This window comes from Acaryochloris marina MBIC11017 (assembly GCF_000018105.1).
GTDB lineage: Bacteria > Cyanobacteriota > Cyanobacteriia > Thermosynechococcales > Thermosynechococcaceae > Acaryochloris > Acaryochloris marina.
The window spans coordinates 6313655-6332411 of the sequence record NC_009925.1; the positions used below are offsets into that span (position 1 = coordinate 6313655).

Sequence of the window (18757 nt, forward strand, 5' to 3'; positions counted from 1 at the left end):
ATCGTTCAATCAATATCCACAAAATAGTTTCATGGGAGCAGCTTAGTTGAGTCAGTGCTAAGAACTGACAAGTCGCCTCCCAGCACAACTTACCCTTGGATAAAGAAAATATGTCGATATTCTATATTTCTTGATAAAAAAGAGTCCTTGAAACCGTTATGTGGAAACTCCTCTAATGAAAACGATAAAGTTTTTGCCTTGGTGAAATTCGCTACTGCCTGTGTACTGAAACTCTTAGCCTTGATCTCAATAATGAAGGCATGGTAGACGAAGCGATCTATTGCGGCTACCGTCATCGAAGAATCACAGAAAATACACTACCGCGTTGAGAAAGGATGATTAGCTGTAATCTTGAAAGAACGACGCTCATACCGATGAACAATAAGCTCAGACTGTATAGATGTTTCATCATCCGTCTTTATGTCATAGCCAATTTCATCAAGGATGAATAACTCAAAGTGGTCCAGCTTAGCTAGAGTTGAAGCTATTGTTACGACAACAGGTACTGACCCAAGTCGAAAGAGCAGATTGCTGAGAGGATTGGAGCTTTGCTAGGTCAGGAGCGGGTGAGTAAGGTTTGGGGGTGATGAGAGTGTTTAGATTTTTGTGTAAGCAGCAGTGTATTCAATAGTTGAATCGTGTTGGGAACAGAATAGCAAAATGGGACAGCGCCGCCTTCCAATTCAGAATTGGTCTGGTCCATCGCTTCGAAATATTCCTCATCGCTAGAAACATCAATTTGTAGACAGACTCTTCATTAGGGAAAACCGCTTTGGTCTTAATCACCTTTCTCAGTGAGCGGTTGAGCGACTCAATGGCATTGGTGGTGTAGATAACCTTACGGATGGCCATTGGGTATTGAAACAACGGGGCAACATTATCCCAATGTCGTATCCAGATTTGGCTAATGCCAGGATACGTCTCGTCCCATTTATGGGCAAATGCATCCAACGCAGCCTCAGACTCTTCCAAAGTGGCCGCTTGGTAAATGGGCTTGAGGTCTGCAGCTACGGCTCGACTTTCCTTCCACGGCACATGGCGAAGGCTATTACGAATAAGATGGACAATACAAACCTGCACCTGGGTCTGAGGGTAGACCGACTCAATCGCTTGAGGAAAACCTTTGAGTCCATCACAGCAAGCAATCAAGATATCCTGAGTTCCTCGATTTTTAAGGTCTGTGAGCACCGAAAGCCAGAATTTTGCTCCCTCTCGTTCAGCGGCTCCTATCCATAATCCCAACAGTTCCTTGTTGCCCTCCACAGTCACTGCCAAAGCGACATAGACAGCTCGCTTGCTGACTTGACCATTGACTTTGATGTTCACATACAGCGCATCAAGATAGACAATCGGATACACCTCATCCAGCGGCCTTGAACGCCAGTCTTTGACCTCTTCCATGACGCTATTGATGACGTCACTAATCAGAGCTTCAGAGATATTGGCCCCATACAGCTCCACCAATTGGGCTCGAATATCACGGGTGGTCATGCCCCGAGCATATAAGGCGATGATTTTCTCATCGAGCCCTGCGATGCGTCGCTGGCCTTTAGGCACCAGGACAGGCTCAAACTCGCCGCAACGGTCACGAGGAATCGATAGGTCCATCTCTCCTTGTTCAGACTGGACGGTCTTTTTCGAGTAACCATTGCGACTATTTCTGGGGCCATTAGAATTCTCATCACCTGACTGATCGTTGGAGGATTGCTGCAGGTGATGAGTCAATTCACCTGCAAGGGCTCGTTCCACTAGGCGTTTGCTGAGTCGTTTAAGCAGTCCTGATTCAATGGCACTGACTTAAGAAGTCAGGAAAAAGCTACAAGTCTTGATAGATATAGGATCAAGACTTGCACGCCATAAACTTCTGCCTTTCACTATGTCTGAGTCAGCCGAAATTCTCAAGCAGCAATTTTCCCAAAGCCTGGGTTTACCGTGGACAGATATCCTTCCAGCCTCAAGGTTAGAGGAACTCCTGAAAGAAGAAGCATTCTCCTATCGCAACCGGATATATAGCCCCATCGTTACGCTGTGGGCCATGCTTTACCAAGTGCTATCAGCCGATAAAAGCCTTCGTAACACAGTCAAATGCATCACGACTTGGCTCACAGCGGCTGGCATCCAACCGCCCTCATCTGATACCGGAGCCTACAGCAAAGCCAGAAGTCGCTTTCCAGAGTCACTGTTGCAACGTTTAATTCCCGAAAGCGCTGAGTGCTTAGCGCAACCCCTCTCCCCAGAGCACCTCTGGTGTGGTCGGCCCGTCAAGGTCTACGACGGAACCACCGTGTTGATGGCTGATAGTGCGGCCAACCAAGCATCATATCCACAACATGGCAATCAAACAGCAGGCTGTGGTTTTCCCATCGCTCGCTTGGTAGTGTTCTTCTGCTTGGTTACCGGTGCAGTGGCGTCAGCTTGTATTGCCTCCTGGGACACCAGTGAAATTGTCATGAGTCGTTTGCTCTATCAAGACCTTGAGGTCGGTGATGTGGTCATGGCGGACCAAGCTTATGGCAGCTATGTTGATCTAGCCATCATTCAACAACACAGGGCTGATGGAGTGTTGCGTAAACATCATGCTCGCAAGACTGATTTCCGCAAAGGCAACAAGCATGGCATTGGTGATCATCAGGTGACATGGCATAAGCCAGCCCAACGGCCTGAGCACATGAGTGAGCAAGATTTTGCCCTGATTCCTCAAACATTGGTCGTTAGAGAGGTGTGTTTGCGCTTATCCCTTAAGGGCTTTCGCGACCAGCACATTATTGTGGTGACGACGCTGCTGGATGCTCAACGCTACAGCGCTGGGCAACTGACTCGCTTGTATGGCTGGCGTTGGCCAGTGGCGGAAGTCAATCTGCGCCATCTCAAAACCACCTTAAAAATGGAGATGCTCAGTGCCAAAACTCCGGATATGGTGCGCAAGGACATTTGGGTACATTTGTTGGGCTATAACCTACTCAGAAGTCTCATGGAACTTGCGGCACCGCTAGCAGATAATGCTAGAACTCAACTGTCTGTGCAAGGAGCACGACAACACTTCAATCAGATGCTTGCTTTGTTGGCGACAGCCAACCGTGCGACCAGAAAGCGGTTGTTTACTCATCTACTTGAGACCATGGCAGCCGATCTATTACCCTCTCGACCGAATCGGCACGAACCGAGAGTCGTCAAACGCAGACCCAAATCTTTCCCGCGAATGCGACAACCTCGCTCTGCTCTCAAAGCTAAGCTAGCTGTTTGATTGAGCTTAAGTCAGTGCCATTGAGTCCTGATTCGCCCAGAATATCTTCCGGTTGAGGGTTCTCTCCGATGAGTTCATCTAACAGTTCATCGACTCGATTGGGAGCTTTTTTCTTTCTAGACATCGTACGGTCTCCTGATGTGTTTGGATCCTAGACCGCTTACACAAAACTCTGAACAGTCCCGGGTGATAGGAGCCGATTATGTTCAAGTTCTATCTGGTACAAAGCAGATCCATAATACCGATAAAGTCTTGATACTCTTTGCCTTCAAGCTTTGTTTTTTGAGGCACACTAATATTACTTTGCGTGTTTTTAGTGTCTTCAGTCGTCATCTTTAAATTTGAACGAAATACTCTCCGAGCTGCACAGTGGACTTCATAATCACCCTTTGCTAGAACAGACTCTCCATTCTCCCGATAAAACATCGAAAGACGAGCCTTAATCACACTCTCTCCCGAGAGTTTAATTCTCTTGAAACTATGCGACTCCATATCAACTCTGGCCTCAGTGGTTCCAGATGTCGAGCTAAACAGGTTTTCCCAAGGACTTGCGAGTGTTGGTTTTGCGGATACGAAGCAGAAGAGAATGGAAAGACCTAAAAGGGAGGTAGACCTAAACATAGATTATGAGTATTTTTGATGATGTGAAAGAAAGTGCTCCGAACAATAATGCTACCTGAAAAGTAATTTAGAAACGTTATCCCAATTCAAATAGGTTTGGGGTAGCCCGGAAACAGTCTACTGGGGAGGTCATACACATAATCCATCCTAGCGTGCCCAAATTAAGGGAGTATTAGATCATAAGGGATCATAAGGATGAAACATAAGCCATTAATGAGTCTTCATCCCCAATAAGCCTTTCCCTAGCTGGTATTGACATCCTCTTCCAGCCAACCTAACGAAATGGCTAGAGATCCGCTGCGTCAAACTGACATATTTAGGTTAATAACAGTAGCTCAAACAAAAATAGCAGAGGAGGAGAATACAAGTAACCTTCTCAATTAAGGAAGCTTATTATAAGAACTTATAACTACGCTTATAAGAAACGCGCTTCCCAGTCTGTACATACCCGTGTGCCTCGACCGTCTGAAGTCAAGTCATCAGTGCAGCCTCCGCTTCAGGCAAGGTCGAATGAAGAGGATTTAGCTGAACATGCTGAGCGATTGAAAAAGTTTCAGCGGCTGGGTAGTTCGATGATACAAATGGGTCCACCCAGACTTGATAATAATAAGACCAATTCAATACAACCCAAACCTTGGATTCAGAGGAAGCTAACACTTGGAGAACAGGGAGATAAATATGAACTGGAAGCAGATCGGGTTGCATCTCATGCGGTTCAACAGATCAATGCCCCTGCTTCTAAACCATCAAATCTAGAGCAGTCAGTGCATCATCTAGAGTCTGCTATTAGTAGTGCAAGAGGTAGTGGACAGCCATTGGATGCGAAATTGCAACAGTCAATGGGTCAAGCGATGGGTGCAGATTTTAGCGGAGTGAGGGTCCATACCGATGCTCAGTCTGATCACTTAAATCAATCGATTCAGGCCAGGGCATTTACAACGGGTCAAGATGTTTTCTTTCGAGAAGGGGCTTATCAGCCGGGGAATCGTGGAGGGCAAGAGTTGATTGCCCATGAGCTAACTCATGTAGTGCAACAGGATGAAAATTCTCTGTCATCTATATCTGAATCATCACATTCTAAACAGGTCAAACCCAGCAAAACTAACAGAGAGCAACAAATAAGTCTCAGCGTAAATCATGTTTCGCCCAAACATATCAACATTCAACGTGTAGTTACAAGTATTGAATGGAGTGATGCAAAGGAAGTTCAAACTCTTGAAGTTGAGGGGCGACCTCCAGGAACTCAAGGAGCTCATACAACAGCATTTGTTGTTTTTGTACAAGGTTTACGTAATCGCTTATTTAAGAAAAATTTTTCTGATGTTCTCAAAGAGCTTAAGACAATGACTGCTGAGATCAAGAATCTACCAGGCTTTTCTCAAAGCACAAAATATATGCAAAATTTTGTCAAAGATGCAGTCGATAATCTTATTAATAATATTGACACTGCTATTTTAAATATAGGAACAACATCTGAAATTAAATATACTCAAATTATTCAGGAATTTTGCAATCAGTATCTTAGAGCTAGGAACCAAGTTCACTTTACTGCTGATAAGGATGTAAAAGGATCTTCACCTTTAGGGGAAGCAGCTAGTAACAAGGTTTTAGTTGAGTATGTAGCAGGATATATTGAGGATCCAACCGACGCAGATGCTTCAGCTAAAGCAATAGCAAAACAGAGCTTTAAGTTATTTGATTGGAAGGTTACAAAGAAATTGAAACCTGATATTGTGGCTCAACATCTTATCTCTATCGACCAGGCATTTCCAGGGATAATCCCACTTAGGAAAAAGATAGTCGCTAAATTTCTTTTACTTGTTAGTAAAAAGTATCGTAGAGAGTCAGATTCATTTGATAGGAAGGTAAAAGACATCTTAACTGGTCAACCACTTCCTTGGATCGTTTAAAGAAGATGTATACAAAAAACAAGAATTGTGAATGGTTTAGTGAATTGTATATCTCACAGAATATATGGCGCTTTCTAACATAAGAAGTAACGCATTTAAAGCATAAGGTGGTCAACACCTCGACGATCTTAACGGGTCTTTGGATAAAACCCATTATCATTGCTGTGGACACGTTTGTAACTCTTCTTTAATAAGTACGGTACCAATTCTGGATCACCATCGAAGGTAGTGGTAAGCCATTCATCAAAATTTCGTTTGAAACGCCCGAGTTTTGCTTCGAGTGCGCTTTGGAGTTAGAGAATACGTTCGATGTGTTGCAGGTTTTAAGTCTGCGGCCAGGGGAAACTCTCGAGCGGATTGAGGAGATGATCGGGGTGTGGTTGGATCGGGAGCGGGTGGCGAAGGTTTGGGGGTGGGAAATCCTTAAAGTGCGGTAAATATTTCTATTTGGATTTCTACCGTAAGAAATTTTTCCGTGAGTTTAGGATTAAAAGTATGTGATTCGGTTTCAGATGGGAGACTGTTGATGAAGCGTACTCATGCTTATAAGCCAGAAAAATCTAAGTCACAACCGATACCTCAACCAATATCATCAGATCAAGCTCAATCAGCAACACCAGTTCCTCCCCCCCTTCAAGCCAAAACAAATGAAGAGGGTTTGGCTGAATGGAAAGCTCAACAAGAGAAGTGGGAAAGGTTTGGAACGCCTTGGAAAGATAAGGTTCCCAATCCATCCGGAGAATTGGTACAACCCTGGATTCAGCGGAAGTTAACCCTTGGACAACCGGGAGATAAGTATGAACAGGAAGCGGATCGGGTTGCTTCCCAGGTAGTACAGCAAATTAATGCCCCTTCTTTATCTCAATTCAATCAAGGGCAATCTGTACAGCAAGAGAAAGAACTGGAAGGTGAGATGCAAGCGAAAAGTCTTCGTGCTGCTATCCAGCGCCGTCAAGCAATGACAAATGAAGAAGTATCATCAGATTTGGAGTCTACTATTAATAATGCTAAGGGCGGTGGACAGCCATTGGATGTTGGATTGCAACAGTCAATGGGTCAGGTGATGGGTGCTGATTTTAGTGGTGTGAGGGTGCATACAGATCCCCAGTCCGATCAGTTAAATCAATCAATTCAGGCGCGGGCATTTACAACAGGTCAGGATGTATTTTTTCGAGATGGAGCCTATCAGCCAGGAAATCGCGGAGGGCAAGAGCTAATTGCCCATGAGTTAACCCATGTGATTCAGCAAAATAATTCAACAATTCAAAGGAAAGGAGGTCAGGGAAGGTTTGGGAAACAAAAAAATATGAATCGTCTTCCCAGTAATCTTCAGATTGGAATAGAGTCCCTTTCGGGAATTTCAACAGACGACATAACAGTCCACCATAACTCTGGTGAACCCGCCAAAGTTCAGGCTTTAGCTTATACGGAAGGTACTGATATCTATCTTGCGCCAGGTCAGGAAAAACATCTTTCTCATGAAGCTTGGCATGTTGTACAACAAAAACAGGGGCGGGTTAGACCAACAACACAAGTGGGAGGTGTTGCCGTTAATAATAATCCACAACTAGAACGAGAAGCAGATGTGATGGGGGAGCAGTCAAAAAGAGTAGGTAATTTTAGTAAATCTAAAGCAATTAAAGTCAGTAATACCATTAATCAACGAGAGAAATCATTGCGACGAAAACCATCCTCCTCGCCAATCATTCAGCGCATGGTAGGAATGAACTCTAAAGGAATTAATAACGAGATCAAGAGTTTGACGAGTGATCCTAAGAATATCCTGAAACTGACTGAAGCCTATACATTTATGCAGCATATCTCCTGGGCTCATAATATTGTTGGAGGGCAACTTTTTGACATGAGTGACCCTAAATTCAATAACATTGGCAAGAGTGAAAATTTAATTCTTGTGGCTCATGGTCTGGAGGGGCAATCAGGCCCATATGATGGTGCCACAATTGCTGGATTTTTAGCAGATAAAAATACAGGCGTTCCGCTAGATTGGGAAGGAAATGTATATATAACTTCCTGCTATTCAGGAGCAGGAGCTTCTCCATTAGTGAAGCAAGTAGCAGAAAGCTTAACTGTTCTCGGGAGAGATAAAATAACTGTAACAGGCTATGCAGGAACAACCGTTACTCATAAAGAATTTGATGAAGTTATTTTTGTTGTTGATCCTAAAAAAGAAAAAGAGTTTAAGAAGATTTCAGATTCTGTTTCACTTAAGTATAAGCACTTGTTTACTGAGTGGTATATGAAAATACAGGGTTTGAAACCTAGTAATGTTCTTGAAATGGCGGATTACACATCAAATCTTACTGCTGCGGCATACAAAGAAATGGTAGAACAGGCTGCTAGTCAAGATATCTTCTTAGATGAAGATCATGGAGAAGTGTCTAGTACTTCTTGAAGGCTATGTTTTTTAGTGAATATTTCCTGAACGTTTGTTCATTATCTAAAAGAATTTAGTTCAGCAGACTAAGCAAAAAGACCAGCTTGAGTATCTGACCGTTTCCCGAAGCAATTCAGAGAAATTCTAGATCACTGTGGAGCACCAGTGTATAAAATAAATCCTTTATTGATGGGAGCAGCTAAAGGCTCGAAACCAATAAATAATGACCTCAATAACCAGTTTCATTTACGAAAAACTCTCACTTTATCACTAGACGTCATCGCAACTTAAATCGCATTGCAATCGGCGGTAACTAATTCTTCTCTAAAAATCGGAAGATATGCCTTGGAATAACAGGTTATATCCCGAATAGTCGCGTTTATATCTTGTCCAATAGACATAAGAGTATGCTTATTTATCTGAATATAGAATCGTAATTCCATGACCGAATCTAATCTGGGTATCGACCGTAAGCATAGACATAAGAGTCTCTTAAATTCATTCTATAAATAGAAATTACTTGTTACATACGCTAAGGGTTTTATCGTTTAGACTCAGGATTAAAACAATTTCTCAAATCAAACTCATATGATATTTAATTGAAAATCTGATTTTGAGATGGCATCCTAGATCTCTCAAAAAAGTCTTCTATCAGATCCATCACAATCATTTTATTAAGATGCATATTTCTTGAAATTACGGGGGTATCTTTATGAATCAAAATAATGGTCCAAACTGGGACTATATCGTTAGAGATGGATGCAGGATCTACCAGTCTGGAAGCCATATTGACGGGAACTTCATCCGAGTTTATACACCCGAGGAGATTCCCTCAAAGAAAGAAAAAATAAAAGCAATCATCTATTTGCATGGCTTTGCATTATGCATGCCCAAATTCTATCAAGACCACATTTTGTCACTGGTTAAACAAGGCTACATTGTCTTTTTCCCCGATTTTCAAAGAAGTGACTATCCAGATGATGTTGAAACTGAAAAGATTTGCAAAGAAACCTACAACAAAAATGATTTTGGTTTCTGGTTAACCGCCTCAAGCAAAGTCGTGACAACAACCCTGAAGCCACAAAAGACCTTCGAGCGCAGGATGGTCTATCGGGATGACCAATTATCCAAAAAAGAGCAAGATAGTATCTGCGGTAGTTTTGAGGAACCTAGCTTATCAAGATATCGCCAGGTCTCTATTGCCTTGGTTGTTTTATTGGGTTTACTCAATTTAATTGCTTGGTTCCGAAAAAATTACGGTAAAAACCTAATAAGGTTGATCTCAACGGTTGGGTGGAGTTTAGCTGAAAAACCCCCTGAATGGATTAAACATGCCATGACCTTGACGGAGAATGCATGGAGGCAAATCTGCTCGGATAATCCAAAATTGGCTCCAGACAACATTGAGTTTTATGTGTTTGGTCATTCTCTGGGTGGATTACTCGCCTTAAGCTGGCCCTACTATGTCCAAGAAGAAGGCAAACACTTATTAGCACCCAAACAAATTCTGGTTGCGGATCCGGCCCCAAGCACTGAAATGGGGATTCCCTGGTTTGGAATTTTGATCTTGAAATTATTTAGATCTCCCTTTGCAAGAGAACCCATAACGATTAGCAAAACAGGTCCAAAGTTAAACGTCCCTGTTGGCATCATGCATGGAGCTGATGACAAGCTGGTCAAACCGCAAACTTGGGTCGAAGGGAAACCCTCTAACTTTCATCAGATTGCTAGCACCGATAAGGCCATTTATTTTTCCCTCTCCAACCAGAAGAATGATCCACCTCTGATTGCCTTCCACAACCAGGCAGTAACGGATACAACGTATTTTGATGATGATCTATTTGATAATTTTGGTGGCGTTAAAGATGGGCCAAATGCTTACAATGGCGAATTTATCTGGCCAGGGTTTGATTTTGTTCTCAGTGGACAGGCAAGTGCAAATCAACTGCTCACGAGATTTCCTTTACACAAGATTCAGGTCACGGATACCTTACCTGACAACAGCAGTCTATTCAGTCGGCCCCTCATCCGAGTTGCAACTGCCCTAATAGCTTTGGGGGTTGGCTACTGGTTATTGCGAGGGGTCTAAAATTTGTTCGATTCCTAGGGCCGGACAAATTATCGCCTACAGATTCTCAGCTCAGGCAGACACAAAGGGAGTGGTTAAGATCATGAAATTCCTCAACAATATTTTCAATACACTCCTTTGTCGGTTGACCTCCATAGTGCTGATAGGTTTACTGAATTTGTTGGGTGTGCAAATTCAACCTGTTGTCGCAGGACCTAACAATAGCCCTTGTACATCTTCCAATCCACAATTGGCCCAACCATGGTGTATACCCACTACATTGACCCTAAGTTCTACTGATGCAGATCAAGAGCAGTACGAATACTATGACTTTATTTGGAGAACCTTCATTGCGCTCAATTGGCCGAATGTTCCCATCACCGTCGAGGGTAATCAGATCGTTGAGGGGTTTCGAGGAGAGCCCGATCCGACGATCAATATTTTGGACCAGCAAGGTAATGGGCCTCTCAAACAATCGGTTTGGGAAAATTATCGTGAACCCAGCTCTGAAATATTTCTCCCACCTGAAGATTGGGATAACTATCCAGAATGGAATACACCCAGACCACCAGTGGCTGATAGACCAAATAATCAGCGGTTCTTGAAAAATTTTGATGGCTTAGTGGAGTACGCCGCTGATATTAACCAGCCTTATTTTTATCCCAATTTAACCGGGCCATTAATCGATCAAGCGGGCAACTTTGTTCGCTATGAAGTTGCCACCAATCAAGCCTTTTTTACCTATATTCAGCACTCTCGCTACTATGATACCCAGCAACAAAAGGAAGACGTAGCGCGTTCCATTGAGAAACCAAAGGATAAACAGTCAGGTTTCAAACGTCCTCCCTATGGAGATGAGGCATACCTCCGAAATCTCAAACCCTTTGCCAAGCAGGGCTTTATTGATGTGAAAGCAGCTTGGCGAGAGCTGAAGGAAGACGATCCTCTTGAGCGTTACTTACATCGAACCTTGGTCGTCGATCATCAAGGAACCCAAAAGATGATGGGACTGGTTGCCTTGCATGTTTTTAGATACACCTTGATTGACCAAAATGGCAAGATCACGCCAGGGTATGTTGGCGCTACCTTTGAACAGGTAGATAATGTGGAATCGAGTCCGGGTATAAAACCGTCTTTTAATACGGGGTCCAAACCATCTGAGGTTCAAAAAACCTTCGGTTTTTCTGGGGATATCCCCACCACCGCTTCCAAAGATAACCCTAAACCTCAATCACCAGTGTCAATCTATCGAGTGACACCTATCCCTGGTAGCGACGTCTTTTGCCCACCCCCTAACCAAACGCAAAAATGCCCCCCAGCTCTTAGCGTTGCCGCCATTAATGCAAAGTATCAAGAACAGCTCCAGCCTTCTGTTTTTTCCTATTACCAACTGATTGGTACTCAGAATAAGCGTCCTGATCGGCCACTCGATTTTTCCAACCCATCAAACCGTCAGTTTAACGGCCATGAAGGCCCAATTACTGGGGTCTATACCAATACAAACAATTTAATCAATACAGCTCTCGAATCATACACACAACAAAATTTTTCCTGCATCTTGTGTCACTCTCAAGCCCGTCCCCAAGGTGTTCCCAAAAAGTCATTTGAGGATGATCGCTTCAAAATCATCACCTTTATGTTGAATATGGCTCACGATAAGTAAATAAGTAAGGCCAAGACTGGCCTACTGATCACTTTTTCCAATAGCAAAGGTTGCTGTTGGAAGACTGTCTAGGCTTCAACTTCCAGACTCAATACCTAAGTGAAACCGTATGATGTGTTTACCGAAACCGGCATTAAATTTTCTATGGCCTGATTTGAGCACCCAGCAATAGGTTTGATACTGGGTGCTGGGGTCATTGCTAGTTCGTTTTGCAGAAGGCTTCAAGAAAATGAACTGCTCAAGTCGATCAGGGTATTACTGAGCTTCACCTAACAGAAAACTAAAATCTGCTGATTGATTATCAGTCGTTTTAGCCCCTTTATGACAACCTAGGCAGCTTGATTGGAATCCAAAAGGAGAACCCTTCTGGATAAACGTTTCCAGAGTTGTATTAGCCAGAAATGGCGGTGTGCCTTGAGGGGCACCACCCGTCGCCCACTGAGTTCCAATCAACTCATAGTTGGCCCACACTGAATCCCCCAGTAGTTGTTGGTAATAACGATTCAATTCAGGAGCAGAAGACTCAATAGGAGTGGTCCGAATGACTTGCACAGGTGAATTGATGGGAATACCATCTGGATTAAGCTCCTGATAAGGTTTACTAGCAGTCTGTACATTGGGTTTGCACTGAGGACCTTCACAGTTAGGGTTATAAAAGGAATGGGGTTGCTTTAAACCTTCCGTCTTAATTGTTGGTGCATTATCGACTTGTTCAAAGGTGGACCAAAACCAAGAATTCTGCGAAGGAGTTTTGTGGATGATATGCATTCCCACTAAGCCGAGCGTTACAGGATTTTTACCAGGACTAGTAGTTTCTTTATTGTCGTTATAGACAATGCCTTGTGTCGTGTAGAATCGACCCTTATCAATTTCCTGTTGACTCAAAACCTTCCAAGCGGCTTTTATCTCCATCGATCCTGTTTTACCGCAGGGTTTATCACCACATGGGCTTGGACTAGATTGAGAACCATCAGGGAAATTAATAGCTTTCCCTTGCTGACCAGCTTGGTTCCAAAGATCATTGCTGACAACGTAGTTATATTCATCCAAATTAAGACGTTTTTCCGACCGAACTAATCTCTGATTCTGATCCGTAAGGACACCCCCCACAGCTTCATCAATATCAGGGAATTGCTCCTGTAAGTTGGCAGAAGCCTTTGAAATGTGTTTAAAGACCTTAGGCCCTTTCAGTTTTTGTGAACACCATTGCTGAGGCGTAGACCCAGAACTCACAAAGACATTTGTATCCTCTGAAAAAGTTTCCCACTCGGTAGGGCCATCCCCAGTGAGGATGCTTTTCTCAACATCAGGTTCGCACTTATTTAAATTGGCAGGCCAATTCATCGCGATAAAGGAGTTCCAGGAAAAGACATCCACATCACTTTGGAATTCACCAAACCTAGGGCATGCATCTGTTGGTTGTTGGGCGAGTTCTGCCGAAATTACCGTAGGACAAGTGGAACCTAGACAGGGGGAATTAGTATTACATTCTTGAGGAATAGCTTGGACCGGATCTGATACTAAGAAGATTAAAACTGTCGAAGAAATTGCAAGAGCCAAGTGGGACAAAGTATTCATATTTCAAAGAACCAAACTCAGTATCTATTCAATGAATAAAATTATGTGTATCTAGTACCCAACTTTTGAGGTTTTAATAGGCTTAATGCATTGGCCTACGACAGGACTATAGGTTGAGCCTTCAGGACATTCGCATGCACTGGAATTTCCACATTGATTAATATCTTGAGTACAAATCCCTTGCGGTTTTGTAGCACAACGACTTTTGACTTCAACCCCAGTACCGTCAGCTAGAGCAATATCATCGATGAGACATTTTCCAACAGAAGAATTATATGAATAGCCTTGTGAGCATGCACAAACACTGGGGTTACCACATGCATTGATGTCACGGGTACAAACTCCAGTAGGTTCTTGTATACAGGGTCCAATAGGTTTTGCGGATGCTACTGGAGAATATACTAATAGAAGTATGCTCAGCAGTAAGGTGCTGACTATTTTTAAGACTTTTTCAGTTGAGAAATTTTGACGCATAGTCTATCTCCTCATCAAAAAAATAGGTATATTTAGGATATTAATATCAATAATTTCCTATAATTTATTTCTATAGCTTCAGCTATATAATTCTCAAACTAGTCAATTTTTGCGAACTAAATTATCAAGGAAATTTATTTTCATCAGTATGAGTATTTAGTTATAGTCATCCATCTTATGAAATCAGTCGACTCAATGGATTAATGCTCAATTTTTGGTGAGATTCGAAGTTATTCTATGTATTAAAAGTGAATATGACAATATTATAAATTTTAACTAAATAGCTCTGAGCTAAATCTAGATTTTTATCTTTGGTCTTATAGATTCATATGCTGTATTTTTGAAATATCATATTTTACCTATATTCAGCTCAATTTTTTGGAAAATTAGCGTTTAGAAAGATATCAAAAATAAAGTTCTAGACTGAGATATTTAGGTTAATAACAGTAGGAAAAACAAAATAAATGCGGGAGAGAATACAAGTAGCCTATTGAAATTAGGAAGCTTGTAATGAGAACTCATCAGTACGCTCATAAGAAACGAGCTTCCCAGTCTGTCCGTACCCCAGTCTCTCGACCTACTGAAGTCCAGGCATCAGTGCAACCTGCTCTGATACAGGCGAAATCGAATGAAGAGGGACTGGCTGAACATGCTGAGCGGTTGAGGAAGTTTCAGCGGTTGGGTAATTCAATGATGCAAATGGGTCCACCCAGACTTGATAACGATACGACCAGTTCATTACAACCACAACCTTGGATACAGAAGAAGCTGACGATTGGGAAGCCAGGGGATAAGTATGAACAAGAGGCAGATCGAGTTGCATCTCAAGTGGCTCAACATATCAATGCCCCTACTTTTAAAGAAAACAGTATGAGGGAGTCGATTCAGCGCGAGAAAGACTTAGAAGGTGTAATGTGCGCGAGAGGTTTTCAAGCTGCCATCCAGCGAAAGCAAGCAATAGAAAGTGGAGAAGCATCACCTGATTTAGAGTCTGCTATCAGTAGTGCGAGGGGCTGTGGACAGCCATTGGATGCAGGACTGCAACAGTCAATGGGTCAGGCGATGGGTGCAGATTTTAGTGGTGTGCGGGTGCATACGGATGCCCAGTCAGATCAATTGAATCAATCCATTCAGGCAAGGGCCTTTACGACGGGACAGGATGTATTTTTTCGTTCAGGAGCTTATAAACCCGGAAATCGAGGAGGCCAGGAGTTGATTGCTCATGAGTTGACTCATGTGATGCAGCAGAATGGAAAGATGGTGCAGCGACAAAGTGAATGTGAAGAAGAACTCTTGCAAAGCAAATTTGCTGCTGGTAGGATGCCGACTCAACTCCAAACTACCCACACTCCTAGTGAAAACCGCACGGGGATGCTGGATGCTTTGAATGCGGAGGATGATGCTTCTTACCAGTGTTTAGCCGGCACTACAGGAACAGCAGCAGTTACTCAAAAAAGTTCTGACCTCAGTCCTGCCTCTCAGTGGGATTTTGCTAAATATAAAAACGGATTCACATCAGATTTTAATGCAAACGTGCCTATTCAAGCGAAGATCGTTGTAAGTAAGGAACAAATCACCTATCCCGATTGGGAAAATGCTTACAAGGGGCTAAAGCAGAGCACATCTTTAACTCTGAGTGGAAAATTTACAGATAAAGATGACTGGATGATCCGTTTTGTTTTGTATGCAATGGATCAGGAAAACGAAAAATTTGTGAACTTTATGAATTTTGAGGCAGTTGTACTCGATCGAATAACTAAAGGCTGTTGTAACGCTACCCGTCATCGAATTTTAAGTGGTTTGGAAATCAATAATGACTTTGAAACTCTTTATAATGCATTAACTTCCAGGCAATTTTTCGGAGCCGATGTTGGGAAAGAGACCACTCCCAAGGAAGCGAAAAATATCTTTAAAAATGCTCTACAGCAAGGTTATCGAAGATTTGATACAGCTTCAATATACACTATGGAAGGTGGAGGATCCACTCTTGAGGCTTTAATGGCAGCAGCCAAAGAGCTGACAATTTCTCGGGAAGAACTGACCATTCTTTACAAAGTCAAGCCAGAAAAAGGGAAATCTATTGATGGGCAAATGGAGAGTTCTAAGAACGCCCTGAGTAATCTTCCTGATATTCTCATGCTGCATGAAATAGATGACATTGAGAAAGCAAAAAAGGATTTAGGGGATTTAATTGAACTGGTAAAGATAGGAAATTCTAAAGCAGTTGGTGTGAGCAATGTCAACGCAATTTACCTTGATATACTTTACCAATTTTCTCTTCAGAAGCAAGTTCCAATCACCTATGTCGAAAATCGTTTCACTCCTTATTATCCTGACACAGAGGTCCGGGATTACTGCAAAAAAAATGGTATCAAATATTTAGGTTTTGGGATCATCGGAAGCGCACAAAAAGGGGTTTGTGAAAACGATGGACAAGGGCTTCCCTCACAGTATCTTGTTGCATTGATGGATCCTCGTCTCCAGAAACTTGCCGAGAAATGGGGTCTGAAGAATGAGGCTTCAAATGGGGTAGGTGAATTGCTTTATGCCTGGTCTGCTCATAAAGGAGTGGCTCCTGTGGCTTATTCAAGTGATCCTGGACGACAAGCAAAAAATTATGCTGCAAAGAATATCCGACTAACCCGTAAGAACCTAGCAGAAATTGATGCAATCGTCTTGAAGCCTCGGAATATCGAAGAAAAAGAATGGGGGGACTCAGAATCTGAAGTAGCTCTCAAGAGTTTATTTGCTTCACTAACACATCCTACTGCCTGGTTTTTGATGAGTGAAGTATGTGATTCTGGAGGTGGCAAATTGGTCAATGCCATTGCAATGAGGATTATTGACGAGTTTAAAGAAAGTAAGAAGCAAAAAGAAAAACTTCAAAACTTTGTTTGGAATTTTATGCGTTTCGCTGCGGATCTGCAAGCTAAGGCAAATCCACAAAGAAAAAAATGGTTCAGTAGTATGAAAGGGCTTTTTCGAGCAATGAGTGAGGCTGCCCAAAAGTCACCCAAGATATTTGACTTGAGTTATGAATGGGCTATGCGATCTAGTGAAAAAGGAGGCGATGCTCAAAATGCTATTCAGCGAGTTGAACAGGTTTTAAACGGAGAGTATGTGCCCTCACATGATCCATTGACAGAAAGTGGCAAATCTAACCTTGAGGAAAAGAAAAAAAAGGATGAATTGAAGGCACTATCCATAAAGGAGGCTAAATTTGAGAAAGTTAGCTTAACTGAGACAATAGAAAATCTAACTATACAAGAGGTAAATAAACAATTTACTCCGGAAGATGAATCATACAAAATTTTTATGTGGATACCCGATCTGATGAAGATGCAAATTAATGGTAAATCAATCGATGGAACGATTGTCTTGAGCAGGAAGGAAAAAATAAGATACAAGATCTACGTTCAAAGCAAAAATCCCAAACTCTATCGTTTGGAGAAAATTTAGGCACAGGTGGGTTAAAGGTAATTTTATAGCTCAGATCTTATCCTCAAAAGCTACACGGGAAAGAATACGGTAGCTTGGTAGCCCCGTGACTTTAGTTCGAGTTGGAAAAGCGACTCGAGCGACTTTAGTCGCATTAAGCATGGTGAGGGCCATGGCAATATTGAATGGCATTGTCCCCTCATGTTGATAGCTGAATATTTACTGATGACTCCCCAACTCATCTCACTGAAGCCCAAACCACCAGCCCAAGCCAAGCTGACACCCTCGATAAGCATCGAAGCAACCCCCACATACCCAGACAAGGCATCATTCTCAACCATCGACCGGAAAGATGATCTTCCAGTGAAGTGCAAGGCAGCTCCAGAGATTGAAGACGATGATCGCACTACTGGCACCACCACCAGATACGACCAAAGTGAACCCACCGACACACGGAGAACCCAGCGAGGGTATTCAGCTCGACAAATACCAGGAAGAGTCAGACCTCCCAGAGTATCCAGAGAATTTGAATCCAAATTCCACGCACTCGAGTGCAGGCAGAAGAATCTGGTTCAGCAGACTAAGCAAAATGGGCAGCTTGAATACTTGGCCGTTTCCCAAAGCAGCTCGGGACACTTCTGGATCACCGTCGAAGGCAGTGGAAAGCCATTCATCAGAATTCCATTTGATACAGCAGAGTTTTGTTTCGAGAGCGCGTTGGAATTAGAGGACACGTTCGATGTGTTGCAGGTGTTGAGTCTGCAGCCAGGGGAAATTATTGAGAGAATCGAGGAGATGATTGGGGTGTGGCTGAATCGGGAGCGAGTGGCGAGATGTTGGGGTTGATTGGGACTAGTCTGGATGGAGCTAATTTGATTGTGATTAATCTATGTGGGACTAATCTCGAAGAGGCTAGGAAAATACTCCTGTTGAAATTAGGGAATCAAATACCTAGAAAGAAACAATCTACTGTGATGAATTTAATGCTCAACTAGGGAGTGTTAACAACTATACCTAGTTGAGTAATTTACAAATGATGTTCTATGGGTTGATACTTTTATTTGACTATATGGGGATTTTGTTGAATGACTTCAACTGGTAATGGTAAATTGAGCTTTTGAGCTAAATCAATTAGGTTATTGCTAAAGTCAGTAGCACCAGCAACACCAACAGAAATGGCGCAAACGATAGCCCATAGAGCCATGATTCGTTTTCGTAACCTTTTTTCAGATCGCTTCTTTGGGTTGTTGATGGCTTCGACTAGATCATCTAAATCTTCATTCAAATCATCCTGAAAATCTGGTGGCATAGTCTTAACGGATTCTCGTAAAGCAATAATGAGTTGTGTAACTTCCTCTAAGAGGCT

General features: G+C 42.6%; 13 protein-coding genes and 2 pseudogenes. 8 read left to right on the forward strand and 7 right to left on the reverse strand.

Going from position 1 to position 18757, the window contains the following annotated elements; genetic code table 11:
• Positions 1-317: 317 nt before the first annotated feature.
• Complete coding sequence (locus tag AM1_RS44505) at positions 318-527, reverse strand: ATP-binding protein (protein WP_083776781.1); 210 nt, start codon at positions 525-527, stop codon at positions 318-320.
• A 97-nt stretch (positions 528-624) separates the two neighbouring features.
• Positions 625-1785 (reverse strand): annotated as a pseudogene (locus AM1_RS28125) (IS256-like element ISAcma7 family transposase); the annotation flags it as partial.
• A gap of 40 nt (positions 1786-1825) precedes the next feature.
• On the opposite strand from AM1_RS28125, the gene AM1_RS28130 reads away from it, so the two are divergent.
• Complete coding sequence (locus AM1_RS28130; protein WP_012162310.1) at positions 1826-3244, forward strand: IS4-like element ISAcma16 family transposase; 1419 nt, start codon at positions 1826-1828, stop codon at positions 3242-3244.
• On the opposite strand, the gene AM1_RS42410 is transcribed toward AM1_RS28130, so the two are convergent.
• Positions 3228-3368 (reverse strand): hypothetical protein, encoded by a 141-nt coding sequence (locus tag AM1_RS42410; protein ID WP_012166359.1) that lies wholly within the window; start codon positions 3366-3368, stop codon positions 3228-3230. The genes AM1_RS28130 and AM1_RS42410 overlap by 17 nt on opposite strands.
• An 89-nt stretch (positions 3369-3457) precedes the next feature.
• Positions 3458-3691, reverse strand: a complete 234-nt coding sequence (locus AM1_RS42415; RefSeq protein ID WP_012166360.1) for a hypothetical protein — start codon at positions 3689-3691, stop codon at positions 3458-3460.
• 656 nt (positions 3692-4347) lie between these two features.
• On the opposite strand from AM1_RS42415, the gene AM1_RS28140 reads away from it, so the two are divergent.
• From AM1_RS28140 to AM1_RS28155, 5 genes and pseudogenes are all read left to right on the forward strand, one after another.
• Positions 4348-5775, forward strand: a complete 1428-nt coding sequence (locus tag AM1_RS28140; protein WP_148215849.1) for an eCIS core domain-containing protein — start codon at positions 4348-4350, stop codon at positions 5773-5775.
• A gap of 203 nt (positions 5776-5978) precedes the next feature.
• Positions 5979-6212, forward strand: a pseudogene (locus tag AM1_RS38955) (hypothetical protein); the annotation flags it as partial.
• An 89-nt stretch (positions 6213-6301) separates the two neighbouring features.
• Entirely contained in the window at positions 6302-8188 is a 1887-nt protein-coding gene (locus AM1_RS43365) for an eCIS core domain-containing protein (RefSeq protein WP_012166363.1), read from the forward strand.
• A gap of 868 nt (positions 8189-9056) precedes the next feature.
• Entirely contained in the window at positions 9057-10259 is a 1203-nt protein-coding gene (locus tag AM1_RS28150) for an alpha/beta fold hydrolase (protein WP_012166365.1), read from the forward strand.
• A gap of 82 nt (positions 10260-10341) precedes the next feature.
• Positions 10342-11901 (forward strand): hypothetical protein, encoded by a 1560-nt coding sequence (locus AM1_RS28155; RefSeq protein ID WP_012166366.1) that lies wholly within the window; start codon positions 10342-10344, stop codon positions 11899-11901.
• A gap of 255 nt (positions 11902-12156) precedes the next feature.
• Here AM1_RS28155 and AM1_RS28160 read toward each other — a convergent pair whose 3' ends face one another.
• Entirely contained in the window at positions 12157-13479 is a 1323-nt protein-coding gene (locus AM1_RS28160) for a hypothetical protein (protein WP_012166367.1), read from the reverse strand.
• Positions 13480-13530: 51 nt separating this feature from the next.
• On the reverse strand, positions 13531-13953 hold the full coding sequence (locus AM1_RS41355; protein WP_148215850.1) for a hypothetical protein: 423 nt from the start codon (positions 13951-13953) through the stop codon (positions 13531-13533).
• 597 nt (positions 13954-14550) lie between these two features.
• Between AM1_RS41355 and AM1_RS42425 the strand changes: the two genes are divergently transcribed.
• Both AM1_RS42425 and AM1_RS28170 read left to right on the forward strand, forming a co-directional pair.
• Positions 14551-17412 carry an aldo/keto reductase gene (locus AM1_RS42425; RefSeq protein ID WP_049783804.1) on the forward strand — a complete coding sequence of 954 codons (2862 nt, stop codon included), beginning with the start codon at positions 14551-14553 and terminating at the stop codon, positions 17410-17412.
• Between the two features lie 180 nt (positions 17413-17592).
• Positions 17593-18237, forward strand: coding sequence for a hypothetical protein (locus AM1_RS28170; RefSeq protein ID WP_012166370.1), 645 nt, complete (start codon positions 17593-17595; stop codon positions 18235-18237).
• 211 nt (positions 18238-18448) lie between these two features.
• Here AM1_RS28170 and AM1_RS28175 read toward each other — a convergent pair whose 3' ends face one another.
• Entirely contained in the window at positions 18449-18700 is a 252-nt protein-coding gene (locus tag AM1_RS28175; protein ID WP_012166372.1) for a hypothetical protein, read from the reverse strand.
• Between the last annotated feature and the right edge of the window lie 57 nt (positions 18701-18757).

What these genes read in the sequence shown, in the direction of transcription:
- AM1_RS42410 (WP_012166359.1), bottom strand. Translation starts at nt 3,368, where the DNA reads ATGTCTAGAAAGAAAAAAGCTCCCAATCGAGTCGATGAACTGTTAGAT.
- AM1_RS43365 (WP_012166363.1), top strand. Translation starts at nt 6,302, where the DNA reads ATGAAGCGTACTCATGCTTATAAGCCAGAAAAATCTAAGTCACAACCG.
- AM1_RS28150 (WP_012166365.1), top strand. Translation starts at nt 9,057, where the DNA reads ATGCCCAAATTCTATCAAGACCACATTTTGTCACTGGTTAAACAAGGC.
- AM1_RS28155 (WP_012166366.1), top strand. Translation starts at nt 10,342, where the DNA reads ATGAAATTCCTCAACAATATTTTCAATACACTCCTTTGTCGGTTGACC.
- AM1_RS28160 (WP_012166367.1), bottom strand. Translation starts at nt 13,479, where the DNA reads ATGAATACTTTGTCCCACTTGGCTCTTGCAATTTCTTCGACAGTTTTA.
- AM1_RS41355 (WP_148215850.1), bottom strand. Translation starts at nt 13,953, where the DNA reads ATGCGTCAAAATTTCTCAACTGAAAAAGTCTTAAAAATAGTCAGCACC.
- AM1_RS28170 (WP_012166370.1), top strand. Translation starts at nt 17,593, where the DNA reads ATGTTGATAGCTGAATATTTACTGATGACTCCCCAACTCATCTCACTG.
- AM1_RS28175 (WP_012166372.1), bottom strand. Translation starts at nt 18,700, where the DNA reads ATGCCACCAGATTTTCAGGATGATTTGAATGAAGATTTAGATGATCTA.